The 16,666-nt window shown below is 64.3% G+C and carries 16 protein-coding genes; 8 read left to right on the top strand and 8 right to left on the bottom strand.

Going from position 1 to position 16,666, the window contains the following annotated elements; all coding sequences use genetic code 11:
* Positions 1-40: 40 nt before the first annotated feature.
* The 5 genes from JQ631_RS25255 to JQ631_RS25235 all read right to left on the bottom strand — a co-directional run bounded on the left by JQ631_RS25255 (position 41) and on the right by JQ631_RS25235 (position 4,191).
* Entirely contained in the window at positions 41-655 is a 615-nt protein-coding gene (locus tag JQ631_RS25255) for a TetR/AcrR family transcriptional regulator C-terminal ligand-binding domain-containing protein (RefSeq protein WP_212330522.1), read from the bottom strand.
* 97 nt (positions 656-752) lie between these two features.
* Complete coding sequence (locus JQ631_RS25250; RefSeq protein WP_212330520.1) at positions 753-1,895, bottom strand: OpgC domain-containing protein; 1,143 nt, start codon at positions 1,893-1,895, stop codon at positions 753-755.
* A gap of 186 nt (positions 1,896-2,081) precedes the next feature.
* Positions 2,082-2,534 (bottom strand): hypothetical protein, encoded by a 453-nt coding sequence (locus tag JQ631_RS25245; RefSeq protein WP_212330513.1) that lies wholly within the window; start codon positions 2,532-2,534, stop codon positions 2,082-2,084.
* A gap of 93 nt (positions 2,535-2,627) precedes the next feature.
* Positions 2,628-2,999, bottom strand: a complete 372-nt coding sequence (locus JQ631_RS25240) for an ElaB/YgaM/YqjD family protein (protein WP_212330511.1) — start codon at positions 2,997-2,999, stop codon at positions 2,628-2,630.
* Positions 3,000-3,078: 79 nt separating this feature from the next.
* The gene (locus tag JQ631_RS25235) at positions 3,079-4,191 is read right to left on the bottom strand and encodes an AI-2E family transporter (protein WP_212330509.1); all 1,113 of its coding nucleotides are present in this window, start codon (positions 4,189-4,191) and stop codon (positions 3,079-3,081) included.
* A 208-nt stretch (positions 4,192-4,399) separates the two neighbouring features.
* On the opposite strand from JQ631_RS25235, the gene JQ631_RS25230 reads away from it, so the two are divergent.
* From JQ631_RS25230 to JQ631_RS25220, 3 genes are all read left to right on the top strand, one after another.
* Positions 4,400-5,170 carry a L,D-transpeptidase gene (locus tag JQ631_RS25230; RefSeq protein ID WP_212330507.1) on the top strand — a complete coding sequence of 257 codons (771 nt, stop codon included), beginning with the start codon at positions 4,400-4,402 and terminating at the stop codon, positions 5,168-5,170.
* Between the two features lie 18 nt (positions 5,171-5,188).
* Positions 5,189-5,842: a DUF2865 domain-containing protein gene (locus JQ631_RS25225; RefSeq protein WP_212330505.1), complete on the top strand. Its 654-nt coding sequence runs from the start codon at positions 5,189-5,191 to the stop codon at positions 5,840-5,842.
* Positions 5,843-6,149: 307 nt separating this feature from the next.
* Positions 6,150-6,305, top strand: a complete 156-nt coding sequence (locus tag JQ631_RS25220) for a Thivi_2564 family membrane protein (RefSeq protein ID WP_084292245.1) — start codon at positions 6,150-6,152, stop codon at positions 6,303-6,305.
* A 72-nt stretch (positions 6,306-6,377) separates the two neighbouring features.
* Here JQ631_RS25220 and JQ631_RS25215 read toward each other — a convergent pair whose 3' ends face one another.
* From JQ631_RS25215 to cysD, 3 genes are all read right to left on the bottom strand, one after another.
* Positions 6,378-8,543: a malate synthase G gene (locus JQ631_RS25215; protein WP_212330503.1), complete on the bottom strand. Its 2,166-nt coding sequence runs from the start codon at positions 8,541-8,543 to the stop codon at positions 6,378-6,380.
* A gap of 404 nt (positions 8,544-8,947) precedes the next feature.
* Positions 8,948-10,864, bottom strand: a complete 1,917-nt coding sequence (gene cysC / locus JQ631_RS25210; protein WP_212330501.1) for an adenylyl-sulfate kinase — start codon at positions 10,862-10,864, stop codon at positions 8,948-8,950.
* A 20-nt stretch (positions 10,865-10,884) separates the two neighbouring features.
* A complete protein-coding gene (cysD, locus tag JQ631_RS25205; protein WP_212331596.1) occupies positions 10,885-11,679 on the bottom strand; it encodes a sulfate adenylyltransferase subunit CysD in 795 nt (264 codons plus the stop codon).
* A 236-nt stretch (positions 11,680-11,915) separates the two neighbouring features.
* Here cysD and cysG point away from each other — a divergent pair, with 236 nt between their 5' ends.
* From cysG to JQ631_RS25180, 5 genes are read left to right on the top strand one after another with little or no spacing between them, the layout of a single operon-like run.
* Positions 11,916-13,352, top strand: a complete 1,437-nt coding sequence (gene cysG / locus JQ631_RS25200; protein WP_212330500.1) for a siroheme synthase CysG — start codon at positions 11,916-11,918, stop codon at positions 13,350-13,352.
* On the top strand, positions 13,349-13,666 hold the full coding sequence (locus JQ631_RS25195) for a DUF2849 domain-containing protein (RefSeq protein WP_212330498.1): 318 nt from the start codon (positions 13,349-13,351) through the stop codon (positions 13,664-13,666). The genes cysG and JQ631_RS25195 overlap by 4 nt, the downstream gene beginning before the upstream one ends.
* Positions 13,667-13,677: 11 nt before the next feature.
* The gene (locus JQ631_RS25190; protein ID WP_212330496.1) at positions 13,678-15,333 is read left to right on the top strand and encodes a nitrite/sulfite reductase; all 1,656 of its coding nucleotides are present in this window, start codon (positions 13,678-13,680) and stop codon (positions 15,331-15,333) included.
* Positions 15,320-15,835 (top strand): DUF934 domain-containing protein, encoded by a 516-nt coding sequence (locus tag JQ631_RS25185; protein ID WP_212330494.1) that lies wholly within the window; start codon positions 15,320-15,322, stop codon positions 15,833-15,835. Before JQ631_RS25190 ends, JQ631_RS25185 begins: the two co-directional genes overlap by 14 nt.
* Positions 15,832-16,563: a phosphoadenylyl-sulfate reductase gene (locus tag JQ631_RS25180; protein ID WP_212330492.1), complete on the top strand. Its 732-nt coding sequence runs from the start codon at positions 15,832-15,834 to the stop codon at positions 16,561-16,563. Before JQ631_RS25185 ends, JQ631_RS25180 begins: the two co-directional genes overlap by 4 nt.
* Positions 16,564-16,666: the final 103 nt, after the last annotated feature.

The following is a 16,666-nucleotide window of genomic DNA, read 5'->3' as shown; positions in this document are numbered from 1 at the left end:
GTCGAAATGGGGGTGAGATTTGTCGCATCCGGCGCCGGGTCTAGCCTTTCGGCTGCAACACCAGATCGACCAGAGAGCGCGCATAGGCCGGCGTAATCGGCGCGATCCCGAAGATGTAGCGGTAGAACAGGCTGCCATAGATCGCGTCGTAGAGATCCGCCGCCGGCGCTTCGGCCAAAATGCTGCCGTCGCGCTGCCCGGTCGCGATCATCTCGACCAGCGCGTCGCGGCGGAACTGGAGATAGCGGGCGTAGAACAGCTCCGCCGAGCCGGTTTTGGAAATGCATTCGGAGATGACGGCAAGCTGCACCTTGCCGAACTCGCCTTGCAGGGCTTCGGCATAGGACGCGGCGTGGCGGCGCGCGCGCACCGCGGGCGTCCCTGTGCTCACCGGCGGCAGCGGCAGCATCTGGGCGGCGTGATGAAGAAAGGCGTCGATCAGCAGCGCTTCCCGTGACGGCCACCATTTGTAGATCGTCATCTTGGAGACATTGGAATGGCGCGCGACGGCATCGATCGTGGATGCGGCCAGGCCGGTCGTGGCCATCAGGGTGTAGGCGCTTTCGAGGATGGCGTTGGTGGTCTCGATCGAGCGCGGCCGGCCGCGCCGGGGCGCATTCTCGACCGCATCAGACGTGCCTTTCGCGATGACCAAGCCGGTCTCCTTGCGCAGAGCCCGCCGCCGCAGGCCGCCTCGTCTCGCATAGCGCAGGCGCGGCGCCCGGCCTAGCGGAATCGCGCTGATGTCCCGGCTAGGCTCGCTGCCGCAGCGCCGCAGGCTCGTCCTGACGCTTCGACCATGAGATATAATAGGCCACTGCCGTCATCGCCGCGAAACCGACGAGGCTCACCCCGATCTGCATCACGACCAGATTGGCACCGGTGATCAGGATGAGGTGGCCGGCGAAGGACAGGAACACGCCGACGCAGAAGACGGCGAGCCATTCCTCGCCGCATTTGATCACCATCTGCAGCGGCTTCCATTGCAATCCCGGATGATCGGCCGGGATGAGGTGCGTTGCGATGAAGGCGAGCGCGAGGAAATGGATCACGCGATAGGGCGCGAGGTTTTCCTTGTCGGTCGGCGAGATGCCGTTGAGCACGGTGTCAGGCAAATAGGCGGACAAGGTCGGCGAGTGACGCATCAAGGTGATGGCCATCGCCGCCACGAGGTAGCTGCCCGCGAGCGCGCGCAGCCAGGACAGCTGGCGCAAGCGGTGGCCCGACGCGCCTGTTACCGCGAACCAGCCGCCCAGCACCATCAACATCTGCCAGCAGAACGGATTCAACGCCCATTCCTGGTCCGGATAGGTCCGGAAATTCCAGTCGAACCAGCGTGCTGCGACGTAGAGCACAACAGAGAGCGCCAGCGTCACGTTCGGCCGCCGCAGCAGCCCCCACAGGACGAACGGAAAGAAGGCCATCAGCGGGATCATCAATTGCAGCAAATCCAGGTTCAGCGGCTCTTCCTGGAGCAAAAGACCACGGACCAGGATACGCAGCGGATGATCGAGGATCCCGGAGATGTTGTAGTCGCTGATGATCTCCGGCGCCATCGATTGCGAGGCGACATAGGCGATGGTGTCGATGTAGATCACGAACAGCACGACATAGGCGGCATAGAGCCGCCAGACGCGGCGGAAGATGCGCGTCGCGGCGACGACATAGCCGCGCTCCAGCGCCATCCTGCCGTGGATGATGGCGACGCCATAGCCCACCACGAACACGAACAGGTCGGCCGCGCCGCTGAAGCCGAAGTTGCGCAGCGTCAGCAGGTTGACGACATTGTTCGGGATGTGGTCGACGAACACCGACCAGGTCGCAATGCCGAGCGTCAAGTACAGCCTTGCGTCGTGCTGGAATGCGGTGAGGTTCGCCCTAACAGACGGCTTCATTGCTAAATATTTCATCTGGAATCAGGGCGATGCTTTTAGCGGCAACCGCCTGTCCGTCCGAGTAGCGATTACGTGAAGGAGGCCGGATTTACCGCGGCTGATGAAATATTGCGCAGAGGCGCCCGTCAAATTTCCCGGGCGGCTCGCTCGGCGGCCTGTGGCGCAACTTTCTTTGTGCTCGCGTCCTTACTCGGCCGGCTCGGCCGCGGTCTCGTCTGCAGCGCCGGCGCGGCTTGCCATGATTCCGAGTGCGACCCCACCGATCGCCAGGATCGGCAGAAGCCGCTTGACGCCGACGGCGCGGACGATCTGCAGGCCCGTGGCGAGCAGCATGGGATCGGCGAGCATGCTCGGAGCTGCCTTGGCGGCGCGCTCGGCGGCCACACGTGCTTCCCGGCGTAACTCCCGCCTGTAGGCCCAGTAGCTCACGGCCGCAGTCAGGGTTAGCAAAAAGAAAACGCCGGCACCCGCGAGGCAGGCCTGCACCGGACCGTATTTTTCCAGCACCGAGATGAAGGCGGCCGCACACAGGAAGCATGTGGTGATGAAGAGCGCGAAGGCCGCACCCGCTGCCAGCGAGGTCAGTCGGACAGTCGTGCCGGTAGAGGCACTGATGCCGTCGAGAATACGCTGAAACATGGCCTAGCTCCTCAAATCCCAGCAAGCCGTATCGTCACAAGCCGGAAGGGCGGCGCTGCAGCGTCGCCGTCCTCTCAAGATCCGCTCGTCATCTCACCGGCGCCAGGCGAAGCCGATCAGGAAGCCGATGCCGAGCGCGACGCCGACGGTCGCGAGCGGTCGCTGCGTGATCGTTTCTTCCAGCGTCTCCTCGATCGAGCCATACGCATCCTGCGCCGCGTCCATCATCGCGCTGCCGCGCTCCGAGAAGTCGTCGAGCGTCGAATCCATGTTGTCGCGCGCCTGCTTGTAGCCGCGCCGGGCCTGCTTGCCCGTAGAGTTGGCGAATGTGTTGAGGGCGTCGGTGATCTGGTCGGTGAGGGCGGCGATATCGCTTTTCACGGCTGCTACATCCTTCTCGAGACGTTCTGCGGTGGCTTTGTCGGTCCAGTCTCTCATCCCGGTTTCGCCAGTGGTCATTGACATCAAGGGGCTCCAAAACTGTCGGCGGCGGAGATAGCCGGAAAACGCTTCGTCTTCGGGGAAGTTCCGTTCGCGGCGGCGCTTACGCCTGCGGAAGCTGCGGCGAATTCTCCGGCAGCAGATGCTCCTTCAGGATCAACCCGACGATCAGCAGCGGCGACGACAGGAACGCACCCATCGGCCCCCACAGCCAGGTCCAGAAGGCGAGCGCGATGAACACCGCAAGTGCGTTCAGCGCCAGCCTCCGGCCGATGATGGTCGGCGTGACGAAGTGCCCCTCCATGAAGGTAACGCCGCCGAAAGCGATCGCCGCCATCAGGCCGCCGCCGAGGGTCGGAAAGGCGACGAGCCCGACCACGACCAGAACAACGAACATTGCGACCGGTCCGATGATGGGGATGAAATTGAGGGCCGCCGCAAGGGCGCCGAGGCCGGCCGGATTGGGCATGCCGGTGAGCACGCAGACGATTCCGGTCGCGACGCCCACGCCGATATTGATGATGGTCACCGTGAGAAGGTAGTTGCCGAGATGGACCTCGATCTCGTTCAGGATCCGCAGCGTACGCAGCCGTGCGTCGCGTTCGCCGAACGTCATGATCAATGCGCGCCGCAAATCGCCCCAGCTCGCGATGAACAGGATCAGTGTGACGAAGAACAGCAGGAATTCGGCGAAGGTCGGCGACAGGAATTCCAGCGTCGGCTGCACCCATTCGAACTTGGGAAGCTGAAAGCTCGGCAGCCCCTCGGAGCCGCCGACCATGGTTTGCAGCTCGCGCCAAAGCGCCAGCGGCCGGTCGAAGACGTGCAGCTTGTCCTTCAATTGCGCGCCCAGTTCCGGCAGGCGCGAGCTCCATTCCATGGCCGGTGCGGCAATCAGTGCGAACACGAACGCGACCATCGCGGTCACCGCGATCACGATGAGCACGGCGCCCACGGCGCGGGGGACCCGCCGTTTTTCCAGGAACGTCGCGGCCGGCGACAGCATGGTACCGGCGACGATGGCCATGACCACCGGCAGGAAAAACGCCTTGGCCACGTAGAGCACGGCGACGACGGCGATCAGGAGCAGGCCGGCAATTGCAAAGGCGACGAACTCGGTGCGCCGGATCACCGGCGGCAGTTCGCTATGGCTGTCGGGAAGCGGGGTGCCTTCGTTGTCGCCGGAAATCAGTCGTTCACTGGGAAGGACGCGCACAATATCTCTCCCCGCACGGAAAGCCTCCGAGCGCCCATTGATGACGAGACAACGTGCCGGGGGCGGCGAGGTTCCATCGCGGCTTCGTGAACTCGCGGTCGCTTGACTGTGACCCCGCTGCCGCGCCTGGCGCGGGAACTTGAGTCGGCACTGCTGCGTTTACGGGACAGCAGCATCACCCAGATGCACACATCCAACGGGGCAGCACATGACAAAGTTATCGGTCATCCGTCGCAGCTTGTCGCCGCGCGTCGTCACCGCTTGCGTCTTTGCGGCAGCTTTTCTGACTGTGCCATTCGCGGCACAAGCGCAATCGCTCGGCTACGCGTCGATGCAGCCGCAATTCTATCCGCAAGACCAGACCTATTCGCAGGAGTATACGAGCCAAGCGCCCCAGGCCGCCGACGAGGATGCAGCGTTGCCCGATCGCCTGCGCCGGCAGATCGTGAGCTTCGACCGTAGCGAGCCGGCCGGCACCATCGTGATCGATACCGCCAACACCTATCTGTACTACGTGCTCGGTAACGGACGCGCCATGCGCTATGGCGTCGGCGTCGGCCGCGAGGGATTCACCTGGTCGGGCGTGCAGAGCGTCAGCCGCAAGGCGGAATGGCCGGATTGGCATCCGCCGGCAGAGATGATCGCGCGCCAGCCCTATCTGCCGCGCTTCGTCGCCGGCGGCCCCGGCAATCCCCTGGGCGCCCGTGCGATGTATCTCGGCTCCAGCGAATATCGCATTCACGGCACCAACGATCCCACCACCATCGGCAAGTTCGTCTCCTCCGGCTGCATCCGCCTCACCAATGAGGACGTGACCGACCTGTTCAGCCGCGTCAGTGTCGGCGCCAGGGTCGTGGTGCTGCCGAAGAATGCGCCGCTGATGGCGCGCGGCGGTGATCCCGTGCGCAAGCGTCCGGCGGTGACGACGCTGCACTCGGGCCGCCAGGCGCTGAACATCTCGGCGTCGTCGGTGGACTAAAAGCTTAAGAGAGGTCACATGATGAGACGTTCGATCAGCAAGCTTGCTGGCGGAACGGCTGCGTTCGTCACGATCGCTTCCCTCGGCCTTGCGCTGGCGCCGTCGGCGCATGCGGAAGATTTCTTCTCGGCCCTGTTCGGCGGCTTCCGCACGCGGCCGGCGCCCGAGATCCGCGTGCCGTTCCCGAACGACGACACGCCGCGCTATGACGCGCCGCGCCAGCGCGCCTCCTATGGCGGCGGCACGGCCTTTTGCGTGCGCGGTTGCGACGGCCGTTACTTCCCGGCGCAAGGCAATGATGCCGAGAGCAAGGCGCAATCCTGCAGCAGCTTCTGTCCGGCGTCAGAGACGTCACTGGTCTATGGCAACGACATCGACGACGCCACCACGGACAAGGGCAAGCCCTATTCCGACCTGCCCAACGCTTTCCGCTATCGCAACGAGATCGTCGCGGGCTGTACTTGCAACGGCAAGGATCCGGCCGGGCTTGCTCAGGTCAAGATCGACGACGATCCGACGCTGCGCAAGGGAGATATTGTGGCAGGAAGCGACGGCCTCGTCGTCGCCAATCGCAACGCCAACGATCGCCGCGGCGTCGCGATGAACTTCTCCCCATTGCCGGAGAAAATGCGCGCGAAGTTCCGTCAGGTGCCGGTGGTGGCGAAAGAGTAGGGCCTTCCTCTCGCATCGTCCTGGCTTTCGCCAGGACGACATCGAGAATGTGGCTCGTGCTTCGGGTGATCTCCTGCGCCGCCACGCCCTGTGACTGCACGGCGTTGGCGATCGCGGCGGCGATCTCGTTGACCTCGCGCAGGCCGAACGGTTTCGATAGCTGAAGCGAAAAGGGTAAGGCTTAGGCAGGCCGGCTGCTCGTAGAATTACGCATTTACCAGAAGCTGCAATGGGTTGCGTCGATGGAACCGGCGCGCGAGATAGGCGTTAGAGCCTCGTCAGCAATTTGCCTGAAGGGGGCCCTGCGATGCTGGTCGGCGTACTCGTCACCTTTCTCGTCATCATTCTCGTTCTCTATCTCATCAACATGCTGCCGATGGATGGCCGCGCCAAGCAGATCGCGCGCGTGGTGGTCATCATCATCGGCATCGTGTCGCTGCTGAAATATCTCGCAGTGTTTTAGCGGCGGCGCGCTTGCCCAGCAAAAAAGCCCCGGCGCGAGCCGGGGCTTTTGATGTTCGAACAAGCGGCCGTCTCAGCCGGCTGCCTTGGCCTCGCGGCGGCGCGCGGTGAGGATGTATTCGGTGTAGCCGTTCGGCTGCTCGCGGCCCTTGAAGACCAGGTCGCAGGCTGCCTTGAAGGCGACGCCGTCGAAGGCTGGCGCCATCGGCTTGTAGATGGCATCGCCCACGTTCTGCTTGTCGACGACGACGGCCATGCGCTTGAGCGATTCCATCACCTGCGCCTCGGTGATGACGCCCTGGTGCAGCCAGTTGGCGAGATGCTGGCTGGAGATGCGCAGGGTCGCACGATCTTCCATCAGGCCGACATCGTGAATATCGGGCACTTTGGAGCAACCGACGCCCTGGTCGATCCAGCGCACGACGTAGCCCAGAATGCCCTGGCAGTTGTTGTCGATCTCCTGCTTGACGTCGTCGGGCGCCCAGTTCGATTTCGACACCGGAATGGTGAGGATGTCGGACAGCTTCGCGCGAGGTCCGCCCTTGGTCAGCTCCTGCTGGCGCGCGATGACGTTGACCTGGTGATAGTGCAGGGCGTGCAAGGTCGCTGCCGTCGGCGAGGGCACCCATGCCGTGGTGGCGCCCGCCTGCGGATGCGCGAGCTTCTGCTGCAGCATGTCCGCCATCTTGTCGGGCGCGGCCCACATGCCCTTGCCGATCTGGGCATGGCCGGGCAGGCCGTCGATCAGGCCCATGTCGACGTTCCAGTCCTCATAGGCCTTGATCCAGGCCTGCGCCTTCATCTCGTTCTTGCGGATCATCGGACCCGCTTCCATCGAGGTGTGGATCTCGTCGCCGGTGCGGTCGAGGAAGCCGGTGTTGATGAACATGATGCGCTTTGAGGCGCGCTGGATGCAGGCCTTGAGGTTGACGGTGGTGCGCCGCTCCTCGTCCATGATGCCGACCTTGAGCGTGTTCTCGGGCAGGCCCAGCATCTTCTCGACGCGGTCAAAAATCTCGCAGGTGAACGAGACCTCGTCCGGGCCGTGCATCTTCGGCTTGACGATGTAGGCCGATCCCGTGCGGCTGTTCTTGACCTTGGAGTTGCCCTTGATGTCGTGGATCGCGAGCAGGCCGGAGACGGCGGCGTCGAGCAGGCCTTCCGGGACTTCCTCGCCCTTCTCGTCCAGCACGGCATCGGTGAACATGTGGTGACCGCAATTGCGCATCAGCAGCAGGCTGCGGCCGTGCAGCTTCACTTCGCCCTTGCCGTCGGGCGTCTTGTAGCTGCGGTCGGCGTTGAGCGAACGCGTCAGCGTCTTGCCGCCCTTCTCGAAATCCGCCGACAGCGTGCCGTTCATCAGGCCGAGCGTGTTGCGATAGACAAGCACCTTGTCCTCGGCATCGACGGCCGCGACCGAGTCTTCCATGTCGAGGATGGTCGAGACGGCGGATTCCATGATCATGTCGGCGACGCCGGCCGGATCGTCCTTGCCGATCGCGCTGCTGCGATCGATCTTCACCTCGACATGCATGCCGTTGTTGACGAGCAGCACCGCTGATGGTGCGGCCGCATCGCCCTGGAAGCCTGCGAATTGCGCGGCGTTCTTCAGCGCGGTGGCGTTACCGCTCTTCAGCTTCACCGCGAGCTGGCCCGCGACGACACTATAGGCGGTGACGTCGGTGTGGCTGCCGGTCGCGAGCGGCACGGCGGCGTCGAGGAACGCCTTGGCCTTGGCGATCACCTTGTCGCCACGCGCCTTGTTGTAACCCTTGCCGCTCTCGGACGGATCATGCGGGATCGCATCGGTGCCGTAGAAGGCGTCATAGAGCGAGCCCCAGCGCGCGTTCGCGGCATTCAGCGCGTAGCGCGCGTTGGTGAGCGGCACGACCAGCTGCGGGCCGCAGATCTTGCCGATTTCCTCGTCGACATTGGCGGTCTCGACCTTCTGCGTCGCCGGCTCCGGGACGAGATAGCCGATCTCCTTCAGGAAGGCGGTGTAGGCGTCGAGGTCGAACGCCTTGCCCTTGCTGGCGCGATGCCAGTCGTCGATCTTGGCCTGCAACTGATCACGGAAGGCGAGCAGCGACCGGTTCTTCGGCCCCAGCTCCTTGATGATGGCGGCCACCCCGGCCCAGAACGCATCCGGCGCGATCCCCGATTTCGGGGCGGCTTCCTTGGCGATGAAATCGAAAAGGACGGGGGCGATCTTCAATCCGTGGGCGTCAACGCGTTTCATGATGGTCTTTCTTGTTGGAAATGGCTGTTTTTGGCTGCTTTTGACCCAACAGCAGCAAAATGCGCCCATTCGGGGCGGCTTTCGCGACCTATTAGCCCCAAAATCGGGGCGGTGAGAAGACCCCCGGGAGCTTGTCAAAATGTCAAGGCGAGGTGGGGAAGTGACGCTTTTTACAAGTGATCGAGCTGGGCTCCTTGCTATGCGCACGACTGCGCTCCCTCCCCCCTTGCGGGGGAGGGCGGGGGAGAGGGGTGGCCCAGGAAAAGGTGCAGGTGAGTTCGGCGTTGTTTCAGCTGACGAAGGGAGTCCCCGTGTGGACCCCTCTCCCTAGCCCTCCCCCGCAAGGGGGGAGGGAACGCACTGCCTGCATGGTGGCCCGTGCGCCTACCGGCGGAAAGCCCGCCTCAAATATTCGCGGCGAGGTCCACGAGTTCGTCGAACAGCACCCCTGATGTCTTCAGCATCTGCTCGATCTCGTCTGCTGCCTCGGCAACCGACCGCGTCGACGTGTCGATCGCGAGCTCGGCCGCTTCGGGCCGCTCGTAGTCGTTGCCGATGCCGGTGAATGACGCCAGCGCGCCGGAGCGGGCCTTCTTGTAATGGCCCTTGGGATCGCGCTCTTCGCACACCTCGGCTGGCGTCGCGACATGGATCTCGCGGAATGCGGTGTCGGCGATGCGGCGCGCGGTGGCGCGATCCTCGCGCGCCGGGGAGACTGCGGCGACGATGGCGATGTGGCCGTTGCGCGCAAGATGTGTGGCGACCTCGGCGAGGCGGCGGATGTTCTCGCTGCGATCGGCGGCGGAGAAGCCGAGATCGCTGTTGAGCCCGGCGCGCAGCGTGTCGCCGTCGAGCAGGATCGGCGAGCCGCCATTGGTAAACAGACGACGCTCCAGCGCCTTCGCCAGTGTCGACTTGCCGGAGGCCGGCAAGCCCGTGAGCCAGACCACCGCACCGTTGTGGCGATAGCGCGCGGAGCGCTCGTCGGGACGCAGCGCCGATTCCACCGGCACGATATCGACAGGTACGGCGCGTTGGCCAGCATCGACCGACAGCACCAGGCCGCCACCGGCGATGCGCCCGGAAACCTCGATCACGAGACGGCCGGTCCGCGGATTTTCGGTGTAGGGATCGGTCGCAATCGGGTTCGAAAGCGAAATGTCGATCTCGCCGACATGGTTGCGGCTGATCGCCTTGTTCTCGCTGCTCGAGAGTTCGCCGGGGTCGACCGCCTTTTCGATGGCAACGACCGTAGCGCGGCTTTCCTTCGGTCCGCAGCGCACCAGCAACTGGTCGCCCTTGGCGAGTGGCTTGTCGTGGAGCCAGAAAATACGCGCGCGCAGGCGGCGCGTTTCGCGCGGGGCGGTGCCGACATGCGCGACGATATCGCCGCGCTCGATGAACAATTCGCGGTCGAGCGTGATACCGACCGAGCGGCCGGCGCCTTGGCGTCCCGCCACCGGCGTCACCGGCCAGCTCTCGACGGTCTTGATCCTGGCGATCTTTCCGGCGGGCATGATCACGATCTCGTCGCCGGCAACCAGGCTGCCGGATTCGATGCGTCCCGCGACGATGCGGCGGTCGTCGAACTTGTAGATCGCCTGCACCGGCAGGCGCAGCGCGAGTGCCTCGAGCGGCCGCGCTGGCTCGAGCTGGTCGAGCGCCTCGACCACGGTCGGTCCGTTGTACCAGGAGATGCGATCGGTGCGCTCCGCAACGCCGTCGCCGTCGCGCGCGGAGATCGGGATCACGGCCGTCGGCGTCACACCGAGGCCATTGAGGTGCGCCGAAATCTCGTCGCTGATGTCCTTGAAACGTTCAGCGGAGAAATCGACGCGGTCCATCTTGTTGACGACGACGGCGACCTGCTTCACGCCGAGCAGATGCAGCAGATAGCCGTGCCGGCGGGTCTGGTCGCGCACGCCTTCCAGTGCGTCGATGATCAGCACCGCGCCGTCGGCCTGCGAGGCGCCGGTGATCATGTTGCGCAGGAATTCGGCGTGGCCAGGCGCGTCGATCAGCACGATGTCGCGCGAATTGGTGCGGAAGCGGATCTGTGTGGTGTCGATGGTGATGCCCTGGTCGCGCTCGGTCTGCAGCGCGTCGAGCAGGAACGACCATTCGAACGGCATGCCGCGCCGTGCGCTGACGGCCTTGAGCATCTCGAGCTTGCCGTCGGGCAGGCTGCCGGTCTCATGCAAAAGGCGGCCGACCAGCGTCGACTTGCCGTGATCGACATGACCGACGATGACGATGCGGACCTGGGGACGCGTGGTGCCGTTCGGCGTGGCGGGCGAGGTGGGGGTGACGAGCATGTTCATGACCGCGATGCGTCCTTGGATCAGAGATAGCCGGCGACGCGCAGGCGCTCGAAAGCGTCCTCGGTCTCGTGGTCAAGCGCGCGGCCAGCACGCTCCGGCACCTTGGTCTGCTCGAGCTCGGCCAGGATCTCGTCGATGTTCGACGCGGTCGAGGCGACCGGATTGGTGATGTCCTGGTCGCCCAGCGAGCGATAGCGCTTGCCGTTCTGCGAGAGATAGAGCGGGATGATCGGGATGTTCTCGCGCTTGGTGTAGGCCCAGATGTCGGACTCGGTCCAATGCAGGATCGGGTGGATACGCAAATGCGCGCCCTGCGGCGGCGATGCGTTGAAATGATCCCAGAACTCCGGCGGCTGATCGCGCACGTCCCAATTGCCTTCGAGGCCGCGCGGCGAGAACACGCGCTCCTTGGCGCGGGTGGCTTCCTCGTCGCGGCGAATGCCAGCGATCAGGCCGTCAAAACCATATTTGCCGAGTGCCATCTTGAGGCCTTCGGTCTTGCGCGCGGCGGAACGGGCGGCCGGCGGCAGCGTTGGGTCGACGGCGTCGATGGGCGGGCAGGGTTCGACGCGCAGGTCGAGCTCCCACTCCTTCCCGTAGTGATCGCGGAACCGGTACATCTCCGGAAACTTCTTGCCGGTGTCGACATGAAGCGCCGGGAACGGCACGCGGCCGAAGAACGCCTTTCGCGCCAGCCAGATCATCACGTTGGAGTCCTTGCCGAGCGACCACAGCAGGGCAATCTTCTTCAAACGGGCAAAGGCCTCGCGAAAAATGTAGATGCTCTGGGCCTCGAGCTGGTCGAGATGATCCATGCTGGGAGCGGTCTGCTCGATCGCGTTTTGCTCGGAAACGGAAGCTGCGAAACCCAGCCCATCTGCGCCGGAATCGGTCCTGAGAAGATGCATCTCTGCCACTTTGCGTTTGGAGGCGAAAATTCTATAGTTGCGGTGCCGAAGAGAAGAAAAAATTTTCTCTTTGCGCGCTCGAAACGACACATATATAGAAAATAATTCCAGTCAACCCCGGATGTGGGGGAAGCGAGTATCGAATGCGGTTCTTGCCGGTGTTCCTCGATCTCAAGGCCGGCCCGGTGGTTCTCATCGGCGCGGGTGAGCTTTTGCGCGCAAAATTGCGCGTGCTCGCCGCCGCCGGCGCGCGCATCCGCGTGCATATGATCGACGGCAATCAGGATCTGGGTCTGAGCTCCGAAGACGCCGCGCGGATCGACGTCGCAGCGGACGATCCTTTGACTGCCGATCTCGCCGGCGTCATTGCCATCGTCTGCGCGGGCGCAGGCGATGTTGGTGTGGCGATGTCGGCGCGGGCGAAATCGCTCGGCCTGCCCGTCAACGTCATGGACGATCTCGAACATTCCAGCTTCATCTTCCCGGCGATCGTCGATCGCGGCGATGTCGTGGTCGCGGTCGGGACCGGCGGCGCCTCGCCGGTGGTGGCGCGGCGCGTGCGCGAGAAGATCGAGGCGCTGCTGCCCGCGCGCATCGGCGAACTGGCCGAGTTCATCGGCGGCTTCCGCAAATCCATCAACGGGCGCATCGCCGAATTTCCGCTGCGCCGCCGCTTCTGGGAGCGCGTCATCGATGGTCCTATCGGCGCCTCCGTGCTGGCCGGCCGCAAGGACGAGGCGGACGCTGCGCTCAACGCGATTTCCGATCCGTCTGCGTTTGCGCGCGCTGACAAGCCGGAAGGCTCCGTCGCGCTGGTCGGCGCCGGCCCCGGCGATCCCGATTTGCTCACCATCAAGGCGCTGCGCGCGTTGCAGGACGCCGACATCGTGTTCCACGACGAGCTGGTCTCGCCTGAGATTCTCGATCGCATCCGCCGCGACACCACGCGCATTCCGGTCGGCCGCCGCATCGGCAAGCCCGGTATCGGCCAGGACGCCATCAACAAGCGCATGATCGAAGCCGCGCAGGCAGGTCAGCGCGTGGTGCGGCTGAAGGGCGGAGATCCCTTCGTGTTTGGTCGCGGCGGTGAAGAGGTTGAAGCGCTGCGCACAGCCGGCATCGCCTATTCGATTATTCCCGGCATCACCGCAGGGCTCGGCGGCGCCGCTGATTTCGAGGTGCCGCTCACCTACCGTCATGAGGCGACCCGCATCACGTTCCTCACCGCGCACAAGGCGCGCGATGCGGAGACCGTCGACTGGTCGACGCTGACCGATACGAAGATGACCGTTGTGGTCTACATGGGTATGACCGCCGCGCCTGCCGTGCGTGCGGGCCTGTTCGCCGCCGGCCGTTCGCCGGAGACGCCCGTCGGCGTGTTTGCCCGCGTGACGCGGCCGGATGCGCAGGGCGCGATCGGCACACTCCGTGACCTGCCCGAACTCGTGCGGCAGACCAATGGCGGTCCCGCCATCCTCATCATCGGCGACGTGGTCCGGCATGCCGGGTCGCTTCTCCGCCAAACCCCCGAAAAGAACTCAGCTCAACTCATCTCTGACCTATTGGATGCAGCCGAATGACCTCCCCGCTTGAACAGAAGAAGATCAAAATCGCCGGCCCCTCGGTCGTGACCGCCAACCGTACCTGGGACGGCATCGTGGTGTACCGCACGGCCGCCAAGAGCTGGTCCGCGGACCTCTCGGAAGCCGCGATCGTGCGCAATTCCGACGAGGCCAAAGCGTTGCTTGCGGAGTCCGTGGCCGATGACGTCGGCGCCGTGGGTGCCTATATCGCTCCGGTGCAGGTCGGCGAGGACGGCAAGGTCGAGCCCGGCAATCTGCGCGAACAGATCCGCCTCACCGGCGTGACCATCGGGCAGTCGGCCCAGGTTTAAGGCTTTCGCTTATGTATGCTTACGATGAAATCGACCGCACGCTCGTCAACGAGCGCGTCTCGGAGTTCCGCGACCAGGTGAAGCGCCGCCTCTCGGGCGAGCTCACCGAGGATGAGTTCAAGCTCCTGCGGCTCCAGAACGGCGTCTACCTGCAGCTGCACGCCTACATGTTCCGCGTCGCGATTCCCTACGGGACGCTGGCGACGAACCAGTTGCGGGCCCTCGCCCATGTCGCGCGCAAATACGATCGCGGCTACGGCCACTTCACCACGCGGCAGAACATCCAGTTCAACTGGATCAAGCTCGCCGAGCTTCCGGATGCGCTGGCCGATCTCGCCAAGGTCGGCATCCATGCGATGCAGACCTCCGGCAACAACATGCGCAACGTCACCTCGGACCAGTGGGCCGGCGTCGCACCCGGCGAGATCGAGGATCCGCGCATCTGGTCGGAGCTGATCCGCCAGCACACCACGCTGCACCCGGAATTCTCGTTCCTGCCGCGCAAGTTCAAGATCGCGATCACCGCGTCGGACCATGACCGCGCCGCGATCAAGATCCACGACATCGGGCTCAAGCTGATCAGGAACGAGAAGGGCGAGACCGGCTTCGAGGTCCTGGTCGGCGGCGGTCTCGGCCGCACGCCGTTCATCGCCAAGACCATCAAGCACTTCGTGCATGGCCGCGATATCCTCAGCTATATCGAGGCGATCCTGCGCGTCTACAATCAGTATGGCCGGCGCGATAACATTTACAAGGCGCGCATCAAGATCCTGGTGCACGAGCTCGGCATCGAAAAATTCTCGCGCGAGGTCGAGGAGGAATGGCAGCACATCCGCAATTCCTCGCTCCAGATCGACGACGAGGTGATCGAGGACATCCGCTCGCGGTTCAGCTATCCGTCCTACGAGAAGCTGCCGCACATGCCGGACGAGTTGCGCCAGGCGGCGGCCGATCCCGACTTCGAGGCATGGCGGAAGAACTCGGTCGCCCCGCACAAGGTCCAGGGCTACTCCATCGTCACCATCTCGCTGAAGCCGATCGGCAAGCCCCCGGGCGATGCCACCGCCGAGCAGATGGATGCGCTCGCCGATCTCGCCGACAAATACTCCTTCGGCGAGATCCGAGTCGGTCATGAGCAGAACCTCGCGCTGCCGCACGTCGCCAAGCGCGATTTGCCGGCACTGTGGAAGGCGCTCGACAAGCTCGGCCTGGCGACGCCCAACGTCAATCTGATCACCGACATCATCGCCTGCCCGGGCCTCGACTATTGCTCGCTGGCCAATGCGCGCTCGATCCCGATCGCGCAGGAGCTGACGCGGCGTTTCGCCAACCACGAGCTCGCCAACCTGATCGGCCGTCTGCACATCAACATCTCGGGCTGCATCAACGCCTGCGGCCACCACCATGTCGGCCATATCGGCATTCTCGGCGTCGAGAAGAACGGCGAGGAGGTCTATCAGATCACCATCGGCGGCCGCGCCGATGAGGGCGCTGCGCTCGGGACATTGATCGGCCCGGGTGTGAAATTCGACGAAGTCGCCGACGTCATCGAGGACGTCGTGGAAGCCTATCTGGCGCTGCGCGAGCGGCCGGAAGAACTGTTCATGGACACGGTGAAGCGCCTTGGCGTCGAACCCTTCAAGGAGCGCGTCTATGCCACTCGTTAAGGGCGGGAAGATCGTCGACGACAGCTTCGTCAAGCTGGCCGTCGACACGCCGCTGCCCGAGGGCGGCGACATCCTGGTTCCGGCCGAGCGCTTCGTCGGCGAGGCGGATGTGCTGCTCAAGCGCGCCGGCAAGGTCGGCGTGATCTGGCCGAACAACCGCGACATCGACGAGCTCGTACCCTATCTCGGCAAGGTCGCCACGGTTGCTCTGGTGTTTCCGACCTTCCGCGACGGACGTGCCTATAGTCAGGCGCGGCTGCTGCGCGAGCGTTACAACTATCGGGGCGATCTGCGTGCGACAGGCCAGATCCTGCGCGACCAGTTCGTGTTCATGCTGCGCGCCGGCTTCGACTCCTTCGAGGTCAAGAAGCAGGCTGACGCGGAAGCCTTCATGCAGACCGCGAAGCGCTACTCGGTGTTCTACCAGCCGACCGGCGACGGCCGAATCACGGCGCTGCACCGGCGGATGCAGTTGCGTCACTCCGAGGGTGTCGGCACGTGAACGCCACCGCGTCTCAGGCCACATCAGCGTCCACTTCTCCGCCGCCTTCGGCCGTGGAGCTGGACCGCGCGCTGCGCGATGCCTCGCCCGCTGAGGTCATCGCTGCTGCTCTGAAGGCGGTCGGGCGCGAGAAGCTTGCGCTGGTGTCGTCCTTCGGCACGGAATCGGCGACGCTGCTCAAGGTGATGGCGGATGTCGATCCGGCCATTCCCGTGATCTTTCTCGACACCGGCTGGCTGTTCGAGGAGACGCTCGCCTATCGCGACACGCTGATCGCAACGCTGGGCTTGACGGACGTTCGCTCGATCCAGCCGGCCGAGGAGACGCTGACGCGCGACGATCCCGACCGCGAGCTCTGGTTCTCCGATCCCGACGCCTGCTGCCGTATCCGCAAGGTGGAACCGCTGACGCGTGCGCTCAAGCCGTTTTCGGCCTGGCTCAACGGTCGCAAGCGTTTTCAGGGCAATGCGCGCACCGACATTCCGGTCGTCGAGGATGATGGCGCACGTTTGAAATTCAACCCGTTCGCAAATGTCTCGCGTGAGGAACTCGAAGCGATTTTCGTCCGCGCCAAATTGCCGCGTCACCCGCTTGCGGCGTCGGGTTTTCGCTCGGTTGGGTGTATGCCTTGTACGAGCAGAACGGCCGAAGGCGAGGATGAGCGCGCGGGTCGCTGGCGTGGCCGCGCCAAGACAGAATGCGGCATCCACACAATGAAGACTTCGTAGCACAGCCAAGCTGCAAGCTTGCGAACAAGAAAATCCGGTTCCGTTGACTTGAGAGCGTTTCGCCACGAGTTTCGCCTGCATGCCTTCGTCGACATTGACGTCG

Origin of the sequence: Bradyrhizobium manausense, assembly GCF_018131105.1 — a bacterium.
Classification (GTDB): Bacteria; Pseudomonadota; Alphaproteobacteria; order Rhizobiales; family Xanthobacteraceae; genus Bradyrhizobium; species Bradyrhizobium manausense_B.
Note: the sequence above shows the minus strand (reverse complement) of the source record. Positions and strands in the feature narration are given on the sequence as shown.